Raw genomic sequence first — 15,582 nt, forward strand, 5'->3', positions numbered from 1 at the left:
CGCTGCGCCACTTGCTTGACCGCAGCGATCTTGAATTCTTCCGTATATCGTTTCCCGCTCATACTCACTCCTTTAGCCTAGAATTATGGCTCAGAAGTGTCTACAGAACTCGTGGCGATTCAAGGCGAGGCGGACTGCCAGCCTCTTTCGTGAGACGTAAATAGTCAAATGCTGCGACTACAGTCTTACCAGTGCCTGTCGCGGCGACGACGAGATTTCTTGATCGACCTAGACGACGTTCCGCCGCAAGTCGTTCAAGCATTTCGGTTTGATATGCCTTCGGCCTCAGCTCAAACCAAGTATGAATAGCGATGGGCTCGTTACTTTGCCCTTGGCTCGATGGCGTGCGCCGCTGTTCCCCCAATGCAGCTTTTAGAGCAGCACGCTGCGATGCATCGTGAGGATTGTATTGTTGAAACTCACCGTCATTCCACAGCGTTTCGAAGTTGGCGCAGGCTGACATGTAGAGATCTACGTCGCGAGCTTGCGAGAATTTTACCGTCCATTCAATACCGCCGATAAGTGCAGACTCAGAGAGATTGGCGCTGCCAACGAAGGCGGTGCCAAATCCGCTGTGTCGATGGAATAGCCACGCTTTGGCGTGCAATCTATTGCGGCGACCATCTAAGGAGATGCGTAGCTCCACGCCAGGTAACTCCGCCAGAGCATCGACGGCTCTGGCTTCGGTCGCTCCTATGTAAGTTGTCGTAAGAATGCGTATTCTCGTTTGCGGATTGCCATGAGCATCCATCGCCGTAGCTGCTTTCAATACGTCAATGAGTTTGCGAACACCGCTCCAAGTAATAAAGCTGACCAAAATGTCGACTCGATCGACACATGCTAGTTCTGCGCGAAGCTCATTTAATAGTGAGGGGTCACTACGTGCAGATGTAAATATCCACGGCTGTCGGAGGCCTGTTTCGGGAGACACCGGAGCACGGTTTGGTTGATGCAGTGCATGTAGCATGCGTAGTGGATACGCCGGAAGCGTCGCATCATTATTGTCTTCTTTTCCGGAACGTGCTTCGCGTAGGAGGTGGGCAATGAGCTTTAGTTCTGTACGAGACTGCTCCGCTTTATCTTCTGAGTCGGAGGACGCCGCATCGAGCAATTCTGGTAGCCGGGACGTGAGCTCGTTAATGAGGTGCTCACGGCGTTGCGCCTGAGAGGCAGGTTTGATTAAAGCTTGATCGGCATTAGCCAACTCATCGAGAGCAGCTGATTCAGCTTTAGATACAAGTCTGTCGTATAAGCCTTGTGGCGAATTGATGGTGCGCGCACTACCTTGGCTCATGGACTTGCTCACTAAAATTGTTCGTGAGCATCATTGTAGTTGAGTTTGTTGACGATGCAATAACGGATAAAAAAAGCGGCCCATAAAAAGGCCGCTTTTCGCTTTAAACAGTTTGATTTTTAGACGTCGATATTGCCTGCACGTAGGGCATTGTTTTCAATGAATGCCCGGCGCGGCTCGACATCATCACCCATCAGCGTAGTGAAGATCTGATCCGCAGCAATCGCGTCCTCGATCTGCACCTTCAGCAAACGGCGCACGGTCGGATCCATGGTGGTTTCCCACAGCTGATCCGGATTCATCTCACCCAGACCTTTGTAGCGCTGCTTGGATACCACACGCTCCGCCTCGTCGCGCAGCCACTGCATCGCTTGATGGAAGTCGACCACGGCCGATTCCTTGGTGCGCTCGCCTTCGCCGCGACGCACATACGCGCCTTCGCCGATCAGGCCCTTGAACGTGGCGGCCGCGCTGGCCAGCACGTTGTAGTCGGCGCCCTGCACGAAGTCGGCGTCGATCGAGCTGACCTTGATGTTGCCGTGGTGCATACGCTCGATGCGCAGCGCGTGCTTCTCGGACAGCTCGTCCGAAATCACCGTGACCTTGACCGCGATGTCGTTGATCTCCGTCACCAGCGCGCGTGCCGACACGTCGGCCAGCTCTTGCGTGCTCAGGTCCAGCGTCACGCCGGTCATGATCGCGGTCAGTGCGGCGCGGTCGATCACGCGCGTCAGGCGCGTCATGATGACGTTGGCCAGGTTGAACTGGCGCACCAGTTCGCCCAGCGGTTCGCCAACGATCGGGTCGGCGCCTTCGCGCGGCGTCAGCGATGCGGTGTTCAGCGCGACGTTCATCATGTAGCTGGCTTCTTCGGCGTCATCCTTCAGATAGCGCTCGTCGCGGCCGGCCTTGACCTTGTACAGCGGCGGTTGCGCGATGTAGATGTGGCCGCGCTCGACCAGCTGCGGCATCTGGCGGTAGAACAGCGTCAGCAGCAGGGTGCGGATGTGGGCGCCGTCGACGTCCGCATCGGTCATGATGATGATGCGGTGGTAGCGCAGCTTTTCGACGTTGAATTCGTCCGGGCCGATCGAGGTGCCCAGCGTGGCGATCAGCGTGGTGATCTGTTCCGACGACAGCATCTTTTCGAAGCGCGCCTTTTCCACGTTCAGCACCTTACCGCGCAGCGGCAGGATCGCCTGGAACTTGCGGTCGCGGCCCTGCTTGGCGGAGCCGCCTGCGGAGTCACCCTCGACGATGTACAGTTCGCACAGCGCCGGATCCTTTTCCTGGCAGTCGGCCAGCTTGGCCGACAGGCCCAGGCCGTCCATGATGCCTTTGCGGCGGGTCAGGTCGCGGGCCTTGCGCGCCGCTTCGCGCGCGCGCGCCGCTTCGACGATCTTGCCGCAGATGATCTTGGCGTCGTTCGGTTTTTCCTGCAGGTAGTCCGACAGCGTCTTGGCGACGATCTCTTCGACCGGGCCGCGCACTTCCGACGACACCAGCTTGTCCTTGGTCTGCGACGAGAACTTCGGCTCCGGCACCTTGACCGACAGCACGCAGGTCAGGCCTTCGCGCATGTCGTCGCCCGAAATCTCAACCTTGGCTTTCTTGGCGAATTCCTGCTCGTCGATGTATTTGTTGATGACGCGGGTCATCGCGGCGCGCAGGCCGGTCAGGTGGGTGCCGCCGTCGCGCTGCGGGATGTTGTTGGTGAAGCACAGCACCTGCTCGTTGTAGGCGTCGTTCCATTGCATCGAGACGTCGACCGAGATGTTGGTGCCCTGGTCCGACATGCGTTCGCCGGTGGCCTGGAACACGGTCGGGTGCAGCACGGTCTTGGCTTTGTTGATGTATTCGACGAAGCCGCGCGTGCCGCCTTCGAACGCGAAGATCTCTTCCTTGCCGTTGCGCTGGTCGGTCAGCTTGATGTTGACGCCGTTATTCAGGAACGACAGTTCGCGGATGCGCTTGGCCAGGATTTCGTAGTGGAATTCGACGTGGTTGAAGATCTCCTCGTCGGCCCAGAAGTGCACGTCGGTGCCGCGCTTGTCGGTTTCGCCGATGACCTTGATCGGCGAGACGGCGAAGCCGTCCTTGGTGTCGAGCTCGCGGTTCTGCGGCACGCCGCGCACGAATTCCATGTAGTGCACTTTGCCGTCGCGGCGGATGGTCAGCTTCAGCAGCTTCGACAGCGCGTTGACGCACGATACGCCCACGCCGTGCAGACCGCCCGAGACCTTGTACGAGTTCTGGTCGAACTTGCCGCCGGCGTGCAGTTCGGTCATGACGATCTCGGCGGCGGAGCGCTTCGGATCGTGCTTGTCGTCCATCTTCAGGCCGGTCGGCACGCCGCGGCCGTTGTCGGTGATCGAGATCGAGTTGTCCGAGTGGATGGTGACGTGGATCTCGGTGCAGTGCCCGGCCAGCGATTCGTCGATCGAGTTGTCCAGCACTTCGAACACCAGGTGATGCAGGCCGGTGCCGTCGGAAGTGTCGCCGATGTACATGCCGGGACGCTTGCGGACCGCTTCCAGGCCTTCGAGGATCTGAATGGATGATGCGCCGTATTCTTCGGTTTTGGCCGGTACTGGTACTGGATTCTCTTCTGGGATGGCGGACATGTGCTGCTTTCTCTGTTATCGATTACTGGTGTTCAAACGGCTGCTACAGAAACTTAGATGCGCATCGGCATGACGACGTATTTGAAGTCGGCGTTGTCCGGGATCGAGATCAGCGCCGACGAGTTCGAGTCGCCGAGCGCGACGTTGACCTGGTCGCACTTCAGATTGTTCAACACGTCCAGCAGGTAGGTCACGTTGAAGCCGATGTCGACGCTGTCGCCGCCGTAGTCGATTTCCAGTTCCTCGACCGCTTCTTCCTGGTCGGCGTTGGTGGAGCTGATCTTCATGCTGCCCGGGGTGATGATGCAGCGCACGCCCTTGAATTTATCGCTGGTCATGATGGCGGCGCGTTGCAGCGAACGCAGCAGCTCATCGCGGCCGATCGTGAATTCGTTCTTGTAACCCTTCGGGATCACCCGCGTGTAGTCGGGGAACTTGCCTTCGACCAGCTTCGAGATCAGCTCGATGTCGGCGAAGGTCAGCTTGACCTGGTTGGCGGCGATGTCCAGCTGGACCGTCTCGTCGTTTTCTTCCAGCAGGCGCTGCAGTTCGATGATGGTCTTGCGCGGGATGATGACTTCCTGGCGCTCGAACGATTGTTCCGTTTCCACCTGGCAGAACGCCAGGCGGTGGCCGTCGGTGGCCACGGCGATCACGTTGTTGCCGTCCAGGACCAGCAGCAGGCCGTTCAGGTAGTAGCGGATGTCCTGCTGCGCCATCGAGAAGTGCACCATGTTGAACAGGTGCTTCAGGGTTTTCTGCGGCAGCGTGACGCTGGCGGTGTAGCTCTCGGCCTGCTGCACGGTCGGGAATTCTTCGGCGGCCAGGGTTTGCAGCGCGAAGCGCGATTTGCCGGTCTGCACCGTCAGGCGCTTGTTCAGCAGGGTCATCGTGACGTCGCCCGATTCCGGCAGCGCGCGCAGGATGTCGAGCAGCTTGCGCGCGGCGACGGTGGTGCCGGTCACTTCGCTGCCGGAACCGATCTCGGCGTTGGTGGTGATCTGGACTTCGGTGTCGGTCGACAGGAAGGATACGCTTTCGCCGTCTTTGCGGATGAGGATATTGGCCAGAATCGGCATAGTGTGCCGACGCTCGACAATACCGCTCACGATCTGCAGTGGCCGGAGAAGGGTATCTCGGGTGGTTTTGACCAATTGCATAGATTATCCTCAGTAATAAAGATTAAAACGATATATTTATAACATTGTTGCCCAGGCCTGCATGGTTGACTAATCATAAAGCCAAACCATGCGTGCGGCTAGCCCTTGAGCGTCTGTTCCAATACGTGCAGTTCGTGGTTGCATTCCGGGTTCTTGGTCCGGTCCAGCGCGATCTTGCGCACGGCGTGCAGCACGGTGGTGTGGTCGCGGCCGCCGAACAGCTCGCCGATCTCCGGCAGGCTCTTTTGCGTCAGTTCCTTGGCCAGGTACATCGCGATCTGGCGCGGCCGCGCGATGTTGGCCGGGCGGCGCTTCGAGTACATGTCGGCGACCTTGATGTTGAAGAAGTCGGCCACCGTCTTCTGGATGTTCTCCACGCTGATCTGCCGGTTCTGCACCGACAGCAAATCCTTCAACGCTTCCTTGACGATGTCGATCGTGATGTCCTTGCCGTGGAAACGGGAGTACGCCAGAATTTTCCGCAGCGCGCCTTCCAGCTCGCGCACGTTGGAGCGCAGGTGCTTGGCGACGAAGAAGGCGACGTCGTCCGAGAAGGTGACGCCTTCCTGCTTGGCTTTCTTCAGCAAAATCGCCACCCGCATCTCCAGTTCCGGCGGTTCGATCGCGACCGTCAGGCCGGAGTCGAAGCGCGAGATCAGGCGGTCGTCCATGCCGGTGATTTCCTTCGGATAGGTATCCGAGGTGATGATGATCTGTTTCTTCGCGGCGATCAGCGCCTCGAACGCATAGAAGAACTCTTCCTGCGTGCGGCTCTTGCCGCCGAAGAATTGAATATCATCGATCAGCAGCATGTCGAGCGAGTGATAGTAGTGCTTGAAGTCGTCGAAGCCCTTGCGCTGATACGCCGTCACCACGTCGCGCACGTACTGCTCGGCGTGGATGTAGCGGATCTTGGCGCCCGGCTGGTCGGCCATCACCTGGTTGCCGATGGCGTGGATCAAGTGGGTCTTGCCGAGGCCGACGCCGCCGTAGAAGAACAGCGGGTTGTATGACACGCCCGGGTTGTTGGCCACCTGGATCGCGGCGGCGCGCGCCAACTGGTTGGCCTTACCGGTGACGAAGCTGTCGAAGGTCAGGTCGGTGTTGATGCGGCTCTGCTCGCGGCGCGGCGCGGCCGACGCCGGCAGCTCGGGCACCGACGGCACCGGGTCGTTGCCGCGCGCGTTGATGTCGGGGACGCCGCCGTTGTATTCGGGCGCCGGCACCACGGCCTTGGCCTTGACCGCCGTCGAGTTGCGCGGGTCGAGCACGAACTGCACTTCGGTCGGCGCTTCCCAATACTGGCAGGCCAGCGCGGTGATGCGGCTGGCGAACTGGGACTTGACCCAATCGAGCTTGAAGCGATTCGGTGCGGCGACACGCAACTTGCCCGCCTCGTAATCGAGGGGGATGAGCGGTTTAATCCACGCGCTGAATTGTTGCGGCGTCAGTTCCAACTCCAACTGTGCGGAGCAGGTCTGCCAGAAATTTTCCATGAATCTTTTGTCTAGTTCTTACTGCTAAATGGGGTGCGGGCGAGGTCGGTTCCGCCACACGTAACGCGCTATTCTACTCTCGCTGGCTAAAGTTATCCACAGGCACGCCGCTTATTTTTTGCGGTTTGGACCCCATTCGGGCGGCAAACAGGGCTAGTCTGTTGTTGACAAGCGGGATCGAAATGCCGATAATTCAGGGTTCCCCGCCCGTATTCCTTGTTTATTCACATGGACGTCAATATGGAGTAAGCGTGGATTTAGCGGGCGATGAGATGGACCCAGCTTGTGCCGGAGCGTTGGCATGGGTGCGCGAAGTGTCATTGGCACCAAAAACTGACGGGGCCACAACCCGATTTTGCATTTTTTTCTGCTTTAAGCGAGACCAACATGAAACGTACTTACCAACCTTCCGTCGTGCGCCGCAAGCGTACCCACGGCTTCCGCGCTCGTATGGCTACCCGTGGCGGCCGTGATGTGCTCAACGCACGTCGCGCCAAAGGCCGCAAGCGTCTGGCTGTATAAGCCAAACGCTTGTTAGCTGATCGCGTGGAAAGCTGTATTTCAAGCGGCTCGACAGGCGAAGGTTCACACGACTTCGCGCGCGTTCGGCGTATCGTTAAAACGGATGAATTTTCATCCGTTTTTCGTTTGCGCCCTACGCAAAAAAGCGCGCACTTCGTGCTCTACACCCGTCTGAACGATTTGCCGCATGCGCGGCTGGGCGTCGTGGTGGCCAAGCGCTTCGCGCCGCGCGCCGTCACGCGCAACACGATCAAGCGCGTCACCCGCGAGTTGTTCCGCCAGTCCGGCCTGCCGGCGATCGATTGCATGGTGCGGCTGGCCAAGCCGGTCAACAGCAAGCAGGGCCCGGCCACCACCGCCACGCTGAAAGCGGCGTTGCGGGTGGAACTGGCGCGCCTGTTCGGCCAGGCCAAGGCGGCCAAGTCGCATCCGCGGCAGCCGCCGCTGTTGCCGCCGGAGCCGCCCGCCGCCGCGCCGGCAGTCTTGCCTTCCGCCGCGCCGTCACCACATACAGCTGCGCCATGAAAACCGTTCTCCGCTTCCTGTTGCGTTTCTATCAATTGGCGATCAGCCCGATGATGACGCCGAGCTGCCGTTTTTATCCGAGCTGCTCGAACTACGCGCTGGAAGCGCTGCAAGTCCACGGCGCCGCCAAGGGCAGCCTGCTGGCGCTCAAGCGCGTGTGCCGTTGCCATCCCTGGAATGACGGCGGTGTCGATCCGGTACCCCCGGCCGGCAAATCGAATTCTTCAACGACCGCTTGCGGTTGCAACCACTCCTGATAAATACCCTAATGGATATCAATAAACGTACCATCCTGTGGATCGTGTTTGCCGTGTCGCTGTTTATTCTCTGGAATAACTGGCAGGTCTCGACCGGGCATCCGTCCATGTTTGCGCCGCAGCCGGCGCAAACCGCCAAGGCGCCGGAAGCGAAGACATCCGAATTGCCGGCCGCCGCAGCCGCCACCCCGGCCGGCGCCGCCGCGCTGCCCGGTGCGCCCGCCGCCGCCGAGCCGTTCAAGAGTGAGCGCATCACCGTCACCACCGACGTCTACCGCGTCGACATCGACACCCTGGGCGGCACCATCAAGCGCCTGGAACTGCTGAAGTTCAAGGATGGCGTCGACAACAACAAGAACCAGGTGCTGTTCGACGTCGACAAGGCCACCGGCAAGACCTATCTGGCCGAGACCGGCCTGATCGGCGCCGCCGGCCTGCCGACCCACCAGACCGGCTTCGTCGCCAAGCCCGGCCCGCGCATGCTCAACGACGCCAACCAGGTGCAACTGGTGCTGGAAGCGGAGCAGGGCGGCGTCAAGCTGACCAAGACCTTCACCTTCAAGCGCGGCGACTACGTGATCGACGTGCGCCACGACGTCACCAACACCGGCGCCGCGCCGGTGGCGCCGCAGCTATACATGCAACTGGTCCACGACGGCAACAAGCCGGCCGGCGACTCGTTCTTCAACAGCAGCTACACCGGTCCGACGCTGTACACCGCCGCCGACAAGTACCACAAGCTGAAGTTCGAAACGCTGGAAAAAGAAGACGCGGAAGCCGCCAAGACCGGCAAGCCGCTGGTGCAGGATCACCCGACCAAGGCCGACAACGGCTGGGTCGCGATCTCGCAGCACTTCTTCGTCTCCGCCTTCGTGCCGCAGGACAAGCTGGAACGCACCATCTTCACCAAGAAAGTGGCGGCCAACCAGTACGCCATCGGTACCATCCAGCCGCTGGGCACGCTGGCGCCGGGCGCGACCGTCTCCAACCAGGCCAAGCTGTTCTCCGGCCCGCAGGAATCGAAGCTGCTGGAAACCGTGACCCCTGGCCTGGAACTGGTCAAGGACTACGGCATGCTGGCGGTGATCGCCAAGCCGATCTTCTGGGTCATGGACCACATCCACAGCGTGCTGGGCAACTGGGGCTGGACCATCATCGTGTTCACCATCCTGATCAAGCTGCTGTTCTTCCCGCTGTCGGCCGCCGGCTACCGCAGCATGGCCAAGGTCAAGCTGGTCACGCCGAAGATGCAAGCCATCCGCGAGCGCTACAAGGGCGATCCGGCCAAGATGAACCAGGCCACGATGGAACTGTACAAGACCGAAAAGATCAATCCGCTGGGCGGCTGCCTGCCGATCCTGGTGCAGATGCCGGTCTTCATCGCGCTGTACTGGGTGCTGCAGGCCGCCGTGGAAATCCGCGGCGCGCCGTGGATCGGCTGGATCACCAACCTGGCCGCGCCGGACCCATGGTTCATCCTGCCGGTGCTGTACGCGATCTCGATGTACATCACCACCAAGCTGAATCCGGCCCCGGCCGATCCGATGCAGGCCAAGATGATGCTGTTCATGCCGCTGGCGTTCTCGGTGATGTTCTTCTTCTTCCCGTCCGGCCTGGTGCTGTACTGGGTGGTGAACAACGTGCTGTCGATCGGCCAGCAGTACGTGATCTCGAAGAAATTCGCACCGCCGGAGCCGGCCAAGGCCTGACGCTCCGATGTTGCTGAAAAGCCCGTGTTGATCGCGGGCTTTTTTTTTATCCACTACAATTCGCCTATGAACCTCGACTCTTCCCCCATCGCCGCCATCGCCACCGCACCGGGGCGCGGCGGCATCGGCGTGGTGCGCGCCTCCGGCAAGAACCTGAAACCGCTGATCGCCGCGCTGTTCGGCGCCACCGCCCTGCAGCCGCGCCACGCCACCTACATCCCGTTCAAGCAGGCCGACGGCGCCATCATCGACCAGGGCATCGCCATCTGGTTCAAGGGGCCGCACTCGTACACCGGCGAGGACGTGCTGGAACTGCAGGGCCACGGCGGCCCGATCGTGCTGCAACTGCTGCTGTCGCGGGTGCTGGAGGCCGGCGAGGAGCTGGGCCTGCGGCTGGCCGAGCCGGGCGAGTTCACCCGCCGCGCCTATCTCAACGACAAGCTCGACCTGGCGCAGGCCGAGGCGGTGGCCGATCTGATCGACGCCTCGACGGAAGCGGCGGCCAAGTCGGCGTCGCAATCGCTGTCGGGCGCGTTCTCGAAGACGGTCAACAAGCTGGTCGACGGCGTCACCGGGCTGCGCATGCTGGTCGAAGCCACGCTGGACTTTCCGGAGGAGGAGATCGACTTCCTGGAGAAATCCGACGCGCGCGGCCAGCTGGCCGGCATCGTCGCCGCGCTGGAGCAGGTGTTCCGCCAGGCGGCGCAGGGCGCGCTGCTGCGCGAGGGCTTGAACGTGGTGCTGGTGGGCCAGCCCAACGTCGGCAAATCGTCGCTGCTGAATGCGCTGGCCGGCACCGATGTCGCCATCGTCACGCCGATCGCCGGCACCACCCGCGACAAAGTCACCGAGACCATCCAGATCGAAGGCATCCCGCTCAACATCATCGACACCGCCGGCATCCGCTCGGCCGACGAGTCGGTGGACGTGGTGGAACGGATCGGCATCGAGCGCACCTGGGGCGAGGTCGGCAAGGCCGACGTGATCCTGCACCTGCTGGACGCCGACCACGGCCCGTCGCGCGCCGACGAGAACATCGTCGCCGCCTTCCCGCCGGGCGTGCCGGTGCTGCGCATCTGGAACAAGATCGATCTGTCGGGCCACAAGCCGGCGGTGGATGCGATGGACGACGCCACCCATGTCTACCTGTCGGCGCACGAGCACCTCGGCATCGACCTGCTGCGCGCCGAGCTGTTGCGCATCGCCGGCTGGCAGCAGACCGGCGAATCGCTATACCTGGCGCGCGAACGCCACCTGATCGCGCTGAAGAACGCCGGTGCGCATCTGGACCGCGCCGGCGAACACGCGGCGCAGAACGACCAGTCGCTGGACCTGTTCGCCGAAGAACTGCGGCTGGCGCAGGTACAACTGTCGAGCATCACCGGCGCCTTCTCGTCCGACGACCTGCTCGGCGTCATCTTCAGCCGTTTCTGCATTGGCAAGTAAAACCATGGGGTCAAGTCTGACATTCGTACACGGGCTCTACCGTAGCGAAGCTACGGTAGAGCCCGTGTACGAATGTCAGACTTGACCCCAGAGGCTCAGAGGCTTATTTGTCCTGGACACACTGTATGTCTCAGGCAGCATCATTTCGATTCGGCGGACGGTACAATGACCTGCTATCTTGAAAGTTTGTCATGTCCGTAGAATCGAGCCCGATGATTACCGAACCCAAGCACGATATTGTTGTCGAGGCCGAACGTCTGCGGCTGTTCATCTCCAGCGTCACCGACTACGCGATCTACATGCTGTCGGCCGAAGGCATCGTCAGCAGCTGGAACGCCGGCGCGCAGCGTTTCAAGGGCTACTCGGCCGAGGAAATCATCGGCCAGCATTTTTCACGCTTCTATACCGACGAGGACCGCGCCGCCGGCCGCCCGGCGTTCGCGCTGCATTCCGCGCTCACCGAGGGCAAGTTCGAGGACGAAGGCTGGCGCGTGCGCAAGGACGGCACCCGTTTCTGGGCCAGCGTGCTGATCGACCCGATCCGCGACGAGCGCGGCGTGCTGCTCGGCTTCACCAAGATCACCCGCGACGTCACCGACCGCCGCAAGGCGCTGGAGGCGCTGCACGCCAGCGAGGAACGCTTCCGCCTGCTGGTGCAGGGCGTCACCGACTACGCGATCTACATGCTGTCGCACGACGGCCTGGTCACCAACTGGAACGAGGGCGCGCGGCGCATCAAGGGCTACGTCGCGGACGAGGTGGTCGGCTCGCACTTCTCGCGTTTCTACACCGAGGAAGACCAGCGCGCCGGCCTGCCGACGCAGGCGCTGCAACAGGCGCGCGAACAGGGCCGCTTTGAAAAAGAAGGCTGGCGCGTGCGCAAGGGCGGCGAGCGTTTCTGGGCGCACGTGGTCATCGATCCGATCTACGACACCATGGGCGAGCTGATCGGCTACGCCAAGGTGACGCGCGACGTCACCGAGCGCCGCCAGGCGGAGGAAAACCTGGCCCGCGCCAAGGACGCGCTGCACCAGTCGCAGAAGCTGGAGGCGATCGGCAAGCTGACCGGCGGCATCGCGCACGATTTCAACAACCTGCTCAGCGTGATCGTCAGCAGCATCGAGCTGCTGCGGCACGGCGTCGACCGCGACGCCCAGCTGAAGATCATCGCCGGCATGGAGCGCGCCGCCAACCGTGGCGCCAACCTGACCCAGCAGCTGCTGTCGTTCGCGCGCCAGCAGCCGCTCAAGCCGACCCGCATGAACCTCAACCGCACGCTGTCCTCGTTCGAGGCGATGCTGCGGCGGGCGATACCGAGCTCGCTGGAACTGAAGCTGCACCTCGGCGCCAACGTGCCGGACATCATGGCCGACGTCACGCAGCTGGAGGCGGCCGTGCTGAACCTGGTGGTCAACGCCCGCGACGCGGTCGGCGCCGTCGGCGCCGACGGCCTGATCACGGTGCTGGTCGATGTGGTCGACAGCATCCCGGAAGGCACGCTGCGGCAGGGCCGCTACGTGCGCTTGCGGGTGCGCGACAACGGCAGCGGCATGTCGCCCGACGTGGCGCAGCGCGCGGTCGAACCATTCTTCACCACCAAGGAAGTGGGCAAGGGCACCGGACTGGGCCTGAGCCAGGCCTACGGCCTGGCGCAGCAGGCCGGCGGCGATCTGCGCATCACTTCGACGCTGGGCGAGGGCACGGAGATTTCACTGTATTTCCCGGCGCTGGTGGCGAGCGTGGAAAACGGCTTCACCACCCATGCCGACGCGATGGAAAAAGTGCTGGTGGTCGACGACCAGCCGGAGGTGCTGGAAGTGGCGGTCCACCTGTTCAAGAGCCTGGGCTACGACGTGCTGCCGGCCAACAACGGCCCCGAAGCGCTGGACTTGATGCACCGCCATCCCGACATCGCGATTTTATTCAGCGATGTGGTGATGCCGGGCATGAGCGGCATCGAGCTGGCCGAGCGCGCCGCGCAGCATCAGCCGGCGCTGAAGATCCTGCTGACTTCGGGCTACGCCGCCGCCACCTTCGACGAACACGCCGGCGAGCTGGCGCAGTACGCGCTGATCAACAAGCCCTACCGGCTGTCCGACATCATCAAGCAGCTGAAGGCGCTGCACTGATCAATACGGCGAGCCGGTCACGTCCAGGTCCAGCTTCCACACCGCGCCGGCGCCGGTGATGAACAGCGTCTTGCCGTCGGCGCCGCCGAACGCGGCGTTGGTGACGTTGGCGTCCACCTTGATGGTCGCGATCTGCTTGCCGGCCGGCGTGAACACGCGCAGGCGCTGGTCGGTGTGCTCGGTGACATAGATGTTGCCGAGGCAATCGACCGCCATGCCGTCCGGGATGCCGAGCTTGGTCACCAGATCATGTCCCTGCTGCGGCTTGCCGTCGACGATCTTGTAGGCGCGCAGCACGCCGTGGTCGCCCACCATGCCGTTCACATACAGCACGTCGCCCTTCGGCGACAGCGAGACGCCGTTCGGATTCTTCAACGTGTCGTCGACCACCGTCACCGTGCCGTCTTTCGCCACGCGGTAGACGCGCGTCTTGTCCTGTCCGCCGGGCGCGGCGGCGCGCTGGAAGTCCGGGTCGCTGAAGTACAGCGTGCCGTCGGCGGCCAGCGCCATGTCGTTCGGCGAGTTGAACACGTTGCCCTTGTACTGGCCGGCCACGTCGCTGCGCTTGCCGTCCAGCGTGTAGCGCGACACGCTCTTGTACTTGTGCGTGGCCGCCAGGATGTTGCCGTCGGCGTCGACCGCCAGGCCGTTGCTGCCGCTGTCCTCGATCACCGTGCTGACCTTGCCGGCGGCGTCGAGCTTGCGGATGCGCGACGGGAAGCCGGGGCCGAACGTGAAGTCGGAGAAATACAGCGCGTCCTTGATCCACACCGGGCCTTCGTACAGGCCGGGTTCCTTGCTGCTGGCGTTGGCGGCGGCGATGCGCGTCGCGGTCAGCTCGCCGGACGGCGCGGCGCCCTTGCAGGCGGCGGCGGTGGCGGCGTAGGAGGACGGCAGGGCCAGCGCGGCCGCGAGGAGGAGGGCGAGATTACGCAGTTTCATTGACGCTTTCGGTTGGGTTATGGACGATCACGCAATCGCGACCGGCGTGTTTGGCGGCGTACAGGCAGCCGTCGGCGGCGGCCAGCATGGCGGCGGCGTCGCACAGTTTATCCTTGTCGAAGGTGGCGACGCCGATGCTCATCGTCACGTGCGGCCGCGCCGCCGCCGGCGAATGGGTGATCGCCAGCGCGGCGATCCTGGCGCGGATGCTTTCGGCCACCAGCGCCGCCTGTTCCGCGCCGGTGTCCGGCAGCACCGCGCCGAATTCCTCGCCGCCGTAGCGCGCCGCCAGGTCGGCCGGGCGCTGCAAGGTGGCGGCGAAAGTCTCGGCGACATGGATCAGGCAGGCGTCGCCCTGCTGGTGGCCGAAGTGGTCGTTGTAGGCCTTGAACGAATCGATATCCATCAGCAGCAGCGACAGCTGGCCGTCGTTGCGGATGGCGCGCCGCAGTTCGCGGTCCAGCGCGACGTCGAAGTGGCGGCGGTTGGCGATGCCGGTCAGGCCGTCGACATACGATTGCGCGCGCAGCGCCTCGGCCTGGCCGCGCAGCTGGCGCTCGCGGCCGACGGTGGTACTGATGTCGCTGATTTCGATCAGGCAGTAGCGCTCCTTGCCTTCGCTGAACGGCGTCACCGACACCGACTGCTCGATGCGCTCCCCGCCCCAAGTGCCGGTCGGATACAGCGGGAACGGCGAACGGTTCAGCGACGGCGACAGCTGCTGCGGCAGGTTGCTCTGCATCGCGCTTTGCACCGCCTGCTCCAGCCGCTGTCCGCGCAGTTCGGTGAACAGGTCGAACAGCTCGCTGGTCTGCACCCGGTGTGCCGACAGCCCGGAATGGCTGGCCATCCACTGGTTCCACATGACGATGCGCTGGTTGGCGTCGAGCACGATCAGGCCCAGCTTGGCCAGGCCGAGCACGCGGCCGGAAAGATGGGCATGGCTGCCGGCCGGCAGGTGGGGAGCGACGGCGTTTTCTTGCATGCGCGCTTTCTTGCAGGGCAAAATGATCGTGCCACGATTATAGACGTTTGCGAAACTAGCAATCCACTATCATTTCCGGCTTTTTCATTGAAAAATATTGACCCTGTTGGAACGACGCCCTCGGATGTGGACGACGCGACTAAGCTGTTATTATTGATCGTCGCAAATGTGTATGCGGTTTCCTGCAACTTGGACGAAACCTCATCGGCTTGAGAATTATCATGCGGCGGCAAATTCCGCTGAAGTAATCTTGCATGACCTGAGCATTGCCTGGAAGGGAGGGGATCGTGGAACCGACACAAGAGAGCGTACCGGACGATGGCGCCGGCGTTCCGCCGCCCGTCGCCAACGCGCGCACGCGGCAGACGCTGCCGCCCAAGGGCTCCTGCTGGTATTGCGAAAAGCCGCTCGATAATGTGCGCCGCTTTTGCGACAAGGAATGCGCCGACGCCTTCGACGAAGAAAAGGAATACACCCGCTAGCGCTTTGCTCC

General features: G+C 62.3%; 13 protein-coding genes. 7 read left to right on the plus strand and 6 right to left on the minus strand.

The genetic code is table 11. From position 1 onward, the window contains the following. Positions 1 to 100 precede the first annotated feature (100 nt). From GW587_RS30445 to dnaA, 4 genes are all read right to left on the minus strand, one after another. The gene (locus GW587_RS30445) at positions 101 to 1,294 is read right to left on the minus strand and encodes a DEAD/DEAH box helicase family protein (protein ID WP_166108661.1); all 1,194 of its coding nucleotides are present in this window, start codon (positions 1,292 to 1,294) and stop codon (positions 101 to 103) included. Between the two features lie 119 nt (positions 1,295 to 1,413). Next, positions 1,414 to 3,918, minus strand: coding sequence for a DNA topoisomerase (ATP-hydrolyzing) subunit B (gene gyrB, locus GW587_RS30450; protein WP_166108662.1), 2,505 nt, complete (start codon positions 3,916 to 3,918; stop codon positions 1,414 to 1,416). 53 nt (positions 3,919 to 3,971) lie between these two features. Continuing rightward, entirely contained in the window at positions 3,972 to 5,078 is a 1,107-nt protein-coding gene (dnaN, locus tag GW587_RS30455; RefSeq protein ID WP_166108663.1) for a DNA polymerase III subunit beta, read from the minus strand. A 98-nt stretch (positions 5,079 to 5,176) separates the two neighbouring features. Beyond that, positions 5,177 to 6,574, minus strand: coding sequence for a chromosomal replication initiator protein DnaA (gene dnaA / locus GW587_RS30460; RefSeq protein ID WP_166108664.1), 1,398 nt, complete (start codon positions 6,572 to 6,574; stop codon positions 5,177 to 5,179). A 387-nt stretch (positions 6,575 to 6,961) separates the two neighbouring features. Between dnaA and rpmH the strand changes: the two genes are divergently transcribed. The 6 genes from rpmH (at position 6,962) to GW587_RS30490 (ending at position 13,162) form a co-directional block, all read left to right on the plus strand. Continuing rightward, positions 6,962 to 7,096: a 50S ribosomal protein L34 gene (rpmH, locus tag GW587_RS30465; protein ID WP_010401996.1), complete on the plus strand. Its 135-nt coding sequence runs from the start codon at positions 6,962 to 6,964 to the stop codon at positions 7,094 to 7,096. Positions 7,097 to 7,132: 36 nt separating this feature from the next. After that, the gene (rnpA, locus tag GW587_RS30470; protein WP_166108683.1) at positions 7,133 to 7,621 is read left to right on the plus strand and encodes a ribonuclease P protein component; all 489 of its coding nucleotides are present in this window, start codon (positions 7,133 to 7,135) and stop codon (positions 7,619 to 7,621) included. Continuing rightward, complete coding sequence (gene yidD, locus GW587_RS30475; RefSeq protein WP_166108665.1) at positions 7,618 to 7,878, plus strand: membrane protein insertion efficiency factor YidD; 261 nt, start codon at positions 7,618 to 7,620, stop codon at positions 7,876 to 7,878. Before rnpA ends, yidD begins: the two co-directional genes overlap by 4 nt. A gap of 11 nt (positions 7,879 to 7,889) precedes the next feature. Next, entirely contained in the window at positions 7,890 to 9,587 is a 1,698-nt protein-coding gene (gene yidC, locus GW587_RS30480) for a membrane protein insertase YidC (RefSeq protein ID WP_166108666.1), read from the plus strand. Positions 9,588 to 9,653: 66 nt separating this feature from the next. Next, positions 9,654 to 11,033 carry a tRNA uridine-5-carboxymethylaminomethyl(34) synthesis GTPase MnmE gene (gene mnmE, locus GW587_RS30485; RefSeq protein WP_166108667.1) on the plus strand — a complete coding sequence of 460 codons (1,380 nt, stop codon included), beginning with the start codon at positions 9,654 to 9,656 and terminating at the stop codon, positions 11,031 to 11,033. A 191-nt stretch (positions 11,034 to 11,224) separates the two neighbouring features. Further along, positions 11,225 to 13,162: a hybrid sensor histidine kinase/response regulator gene (locus GW587_RS30490; protein WP_229259736.1), complete on the plus strand. Its 1,938-nt coding sequence runs from the start codon at positions 11,225 to 11,227 to the stop codon at positions 13,160 to 13,162. Here the strand turns inward: GW587_RS30490 and GW587_RS30495 are convergent, their stop codons facing one another. Next, a complete protein-coding gene (locus GW587_RS30495) occupies positions 13,163 to 14,104 on the minus strand; it encodes an SMP-30/gluconolactonase/LRE family protein (RefSeq protein WP_166108668.1) in 942 nt (313 codons plus the stop codon). It lies immediately after the preceding gene. Then, a complete protein-coding gene (locus tag GW587_RS30500; protein WP_166108669.1) occupies positions 14,091 to 15,089 on the minus strand; it encodes a GGDEF domain-containing protein in 999 nt (332 codons plus the stop codon). Before GW587_RS30500 ends, GW587_RS30495 begins: the two co-directional genes overlap by 14 nt. A gap of 287 nt (positions 15,090 to 15,376) precedes the next feature. Here GW587_RS30500 and GW587_RS30505 point away from each other — a divergent pair, with 287 nt between their 5' ends. After that, the gene (locus GW587_RS30505; RefSeq protein ID WP_166108670.1) at positions 15,377 to 15,571 is read left to right on the plus strand and encodes a hypothetical protein; all 195 of its coding nucleotides are present in this window, start codon (positions 15,377 to 15,379) and stop codon (positions 15,569 to 15,571) included. Positions 15,572 to 15,582 lie beyond the last annotated feature (11 nt).

The sequence above is a fragment of the Duganella aceris genome, from assembly GCF_011090165.1.
Classification (GTDB): Bacteria; Pseudomonadota; Gammaproteobacteria; order Burkholderiales; family Burkholderiaceae_D; genus Rugamonas; species Rugamonas aceris.

Bases quoted from the DNA above. Each gene is read 5' to 3' on its own strand.
- gyrB (WP_166108662.1), bottom strand. From the start codon at position 3,918: ATGTCCGCCATCCCAGAAGAGAATCCAGTACCAGTACCGGCCAAAACC.
- yidC (WP_166108666.1), top strand. From the start codon at position 7,890: ATGGATATCAATAAACGTACCATCCTGTGGATCGTGTTTGCCGTGTCG.
- rpmH (WP_010401996.1), top strand. From the start codon at position 6,962: ATGAAACGTACTTACCAACCTTCCGTCGTGCGCCGCAAGCGTACCCAC.
- dnaA (WP_166108664.1), bottom strand. From the start codon at position 6,574: ATGGAAAATTTCTGGCAGACCTGCTCCGCACAGTTGGAGTTGGAACTG.
- dnaN (WP_166108663.1), bottom strand. From the start codon at position 5,078: ATGCAATTGGTCAAAACCACCCGAGATACCCTTCTCCGGCCACTGCAG.
- GW587_RS30495 (WP_166108668.1), bottom strand. From the start codon at position 14,104: ATGAAACTGCGTAATCTCGCCCTCCTCCTCGCGGCCGCGCTGGCCCTG.
- GW587_RS30500 (WP_166108669.1), bottom strand. From the start codon at position 15,089: ATGCAAGAAAACGCCGTCGCTCCCCACCTGCCGGCCGGCAGCCATGCC.
- mnmE (WP_166108667.1), top strand. From the start codon at position 9,654: ATGAACCTCGACTCTTCCCCCATCGCCGCCATCGCCACCGCACCGGGG.
- GW587_RS30490 (WP_229259736.1), top strand. From the start codon at position 11,225: ATGTCCGTAGAATCGAGCCCGATGATTACCGAACCCAAGCACGATATT.
- yidD (WP_166108665.1), top strand. From the start codon at position 7,618: ATGAAAACCGTTCTCCGCTTCCTGTTGCGTTTCTATCAATTGGCGATC.
- GW587_RS30445 (WP_166108661.1), bottom strand. From the start codon at position 1,294: ATGAGCCAAGGTAGTGCGCGCACCATCAATTCGCCACAAGGCTTATAC.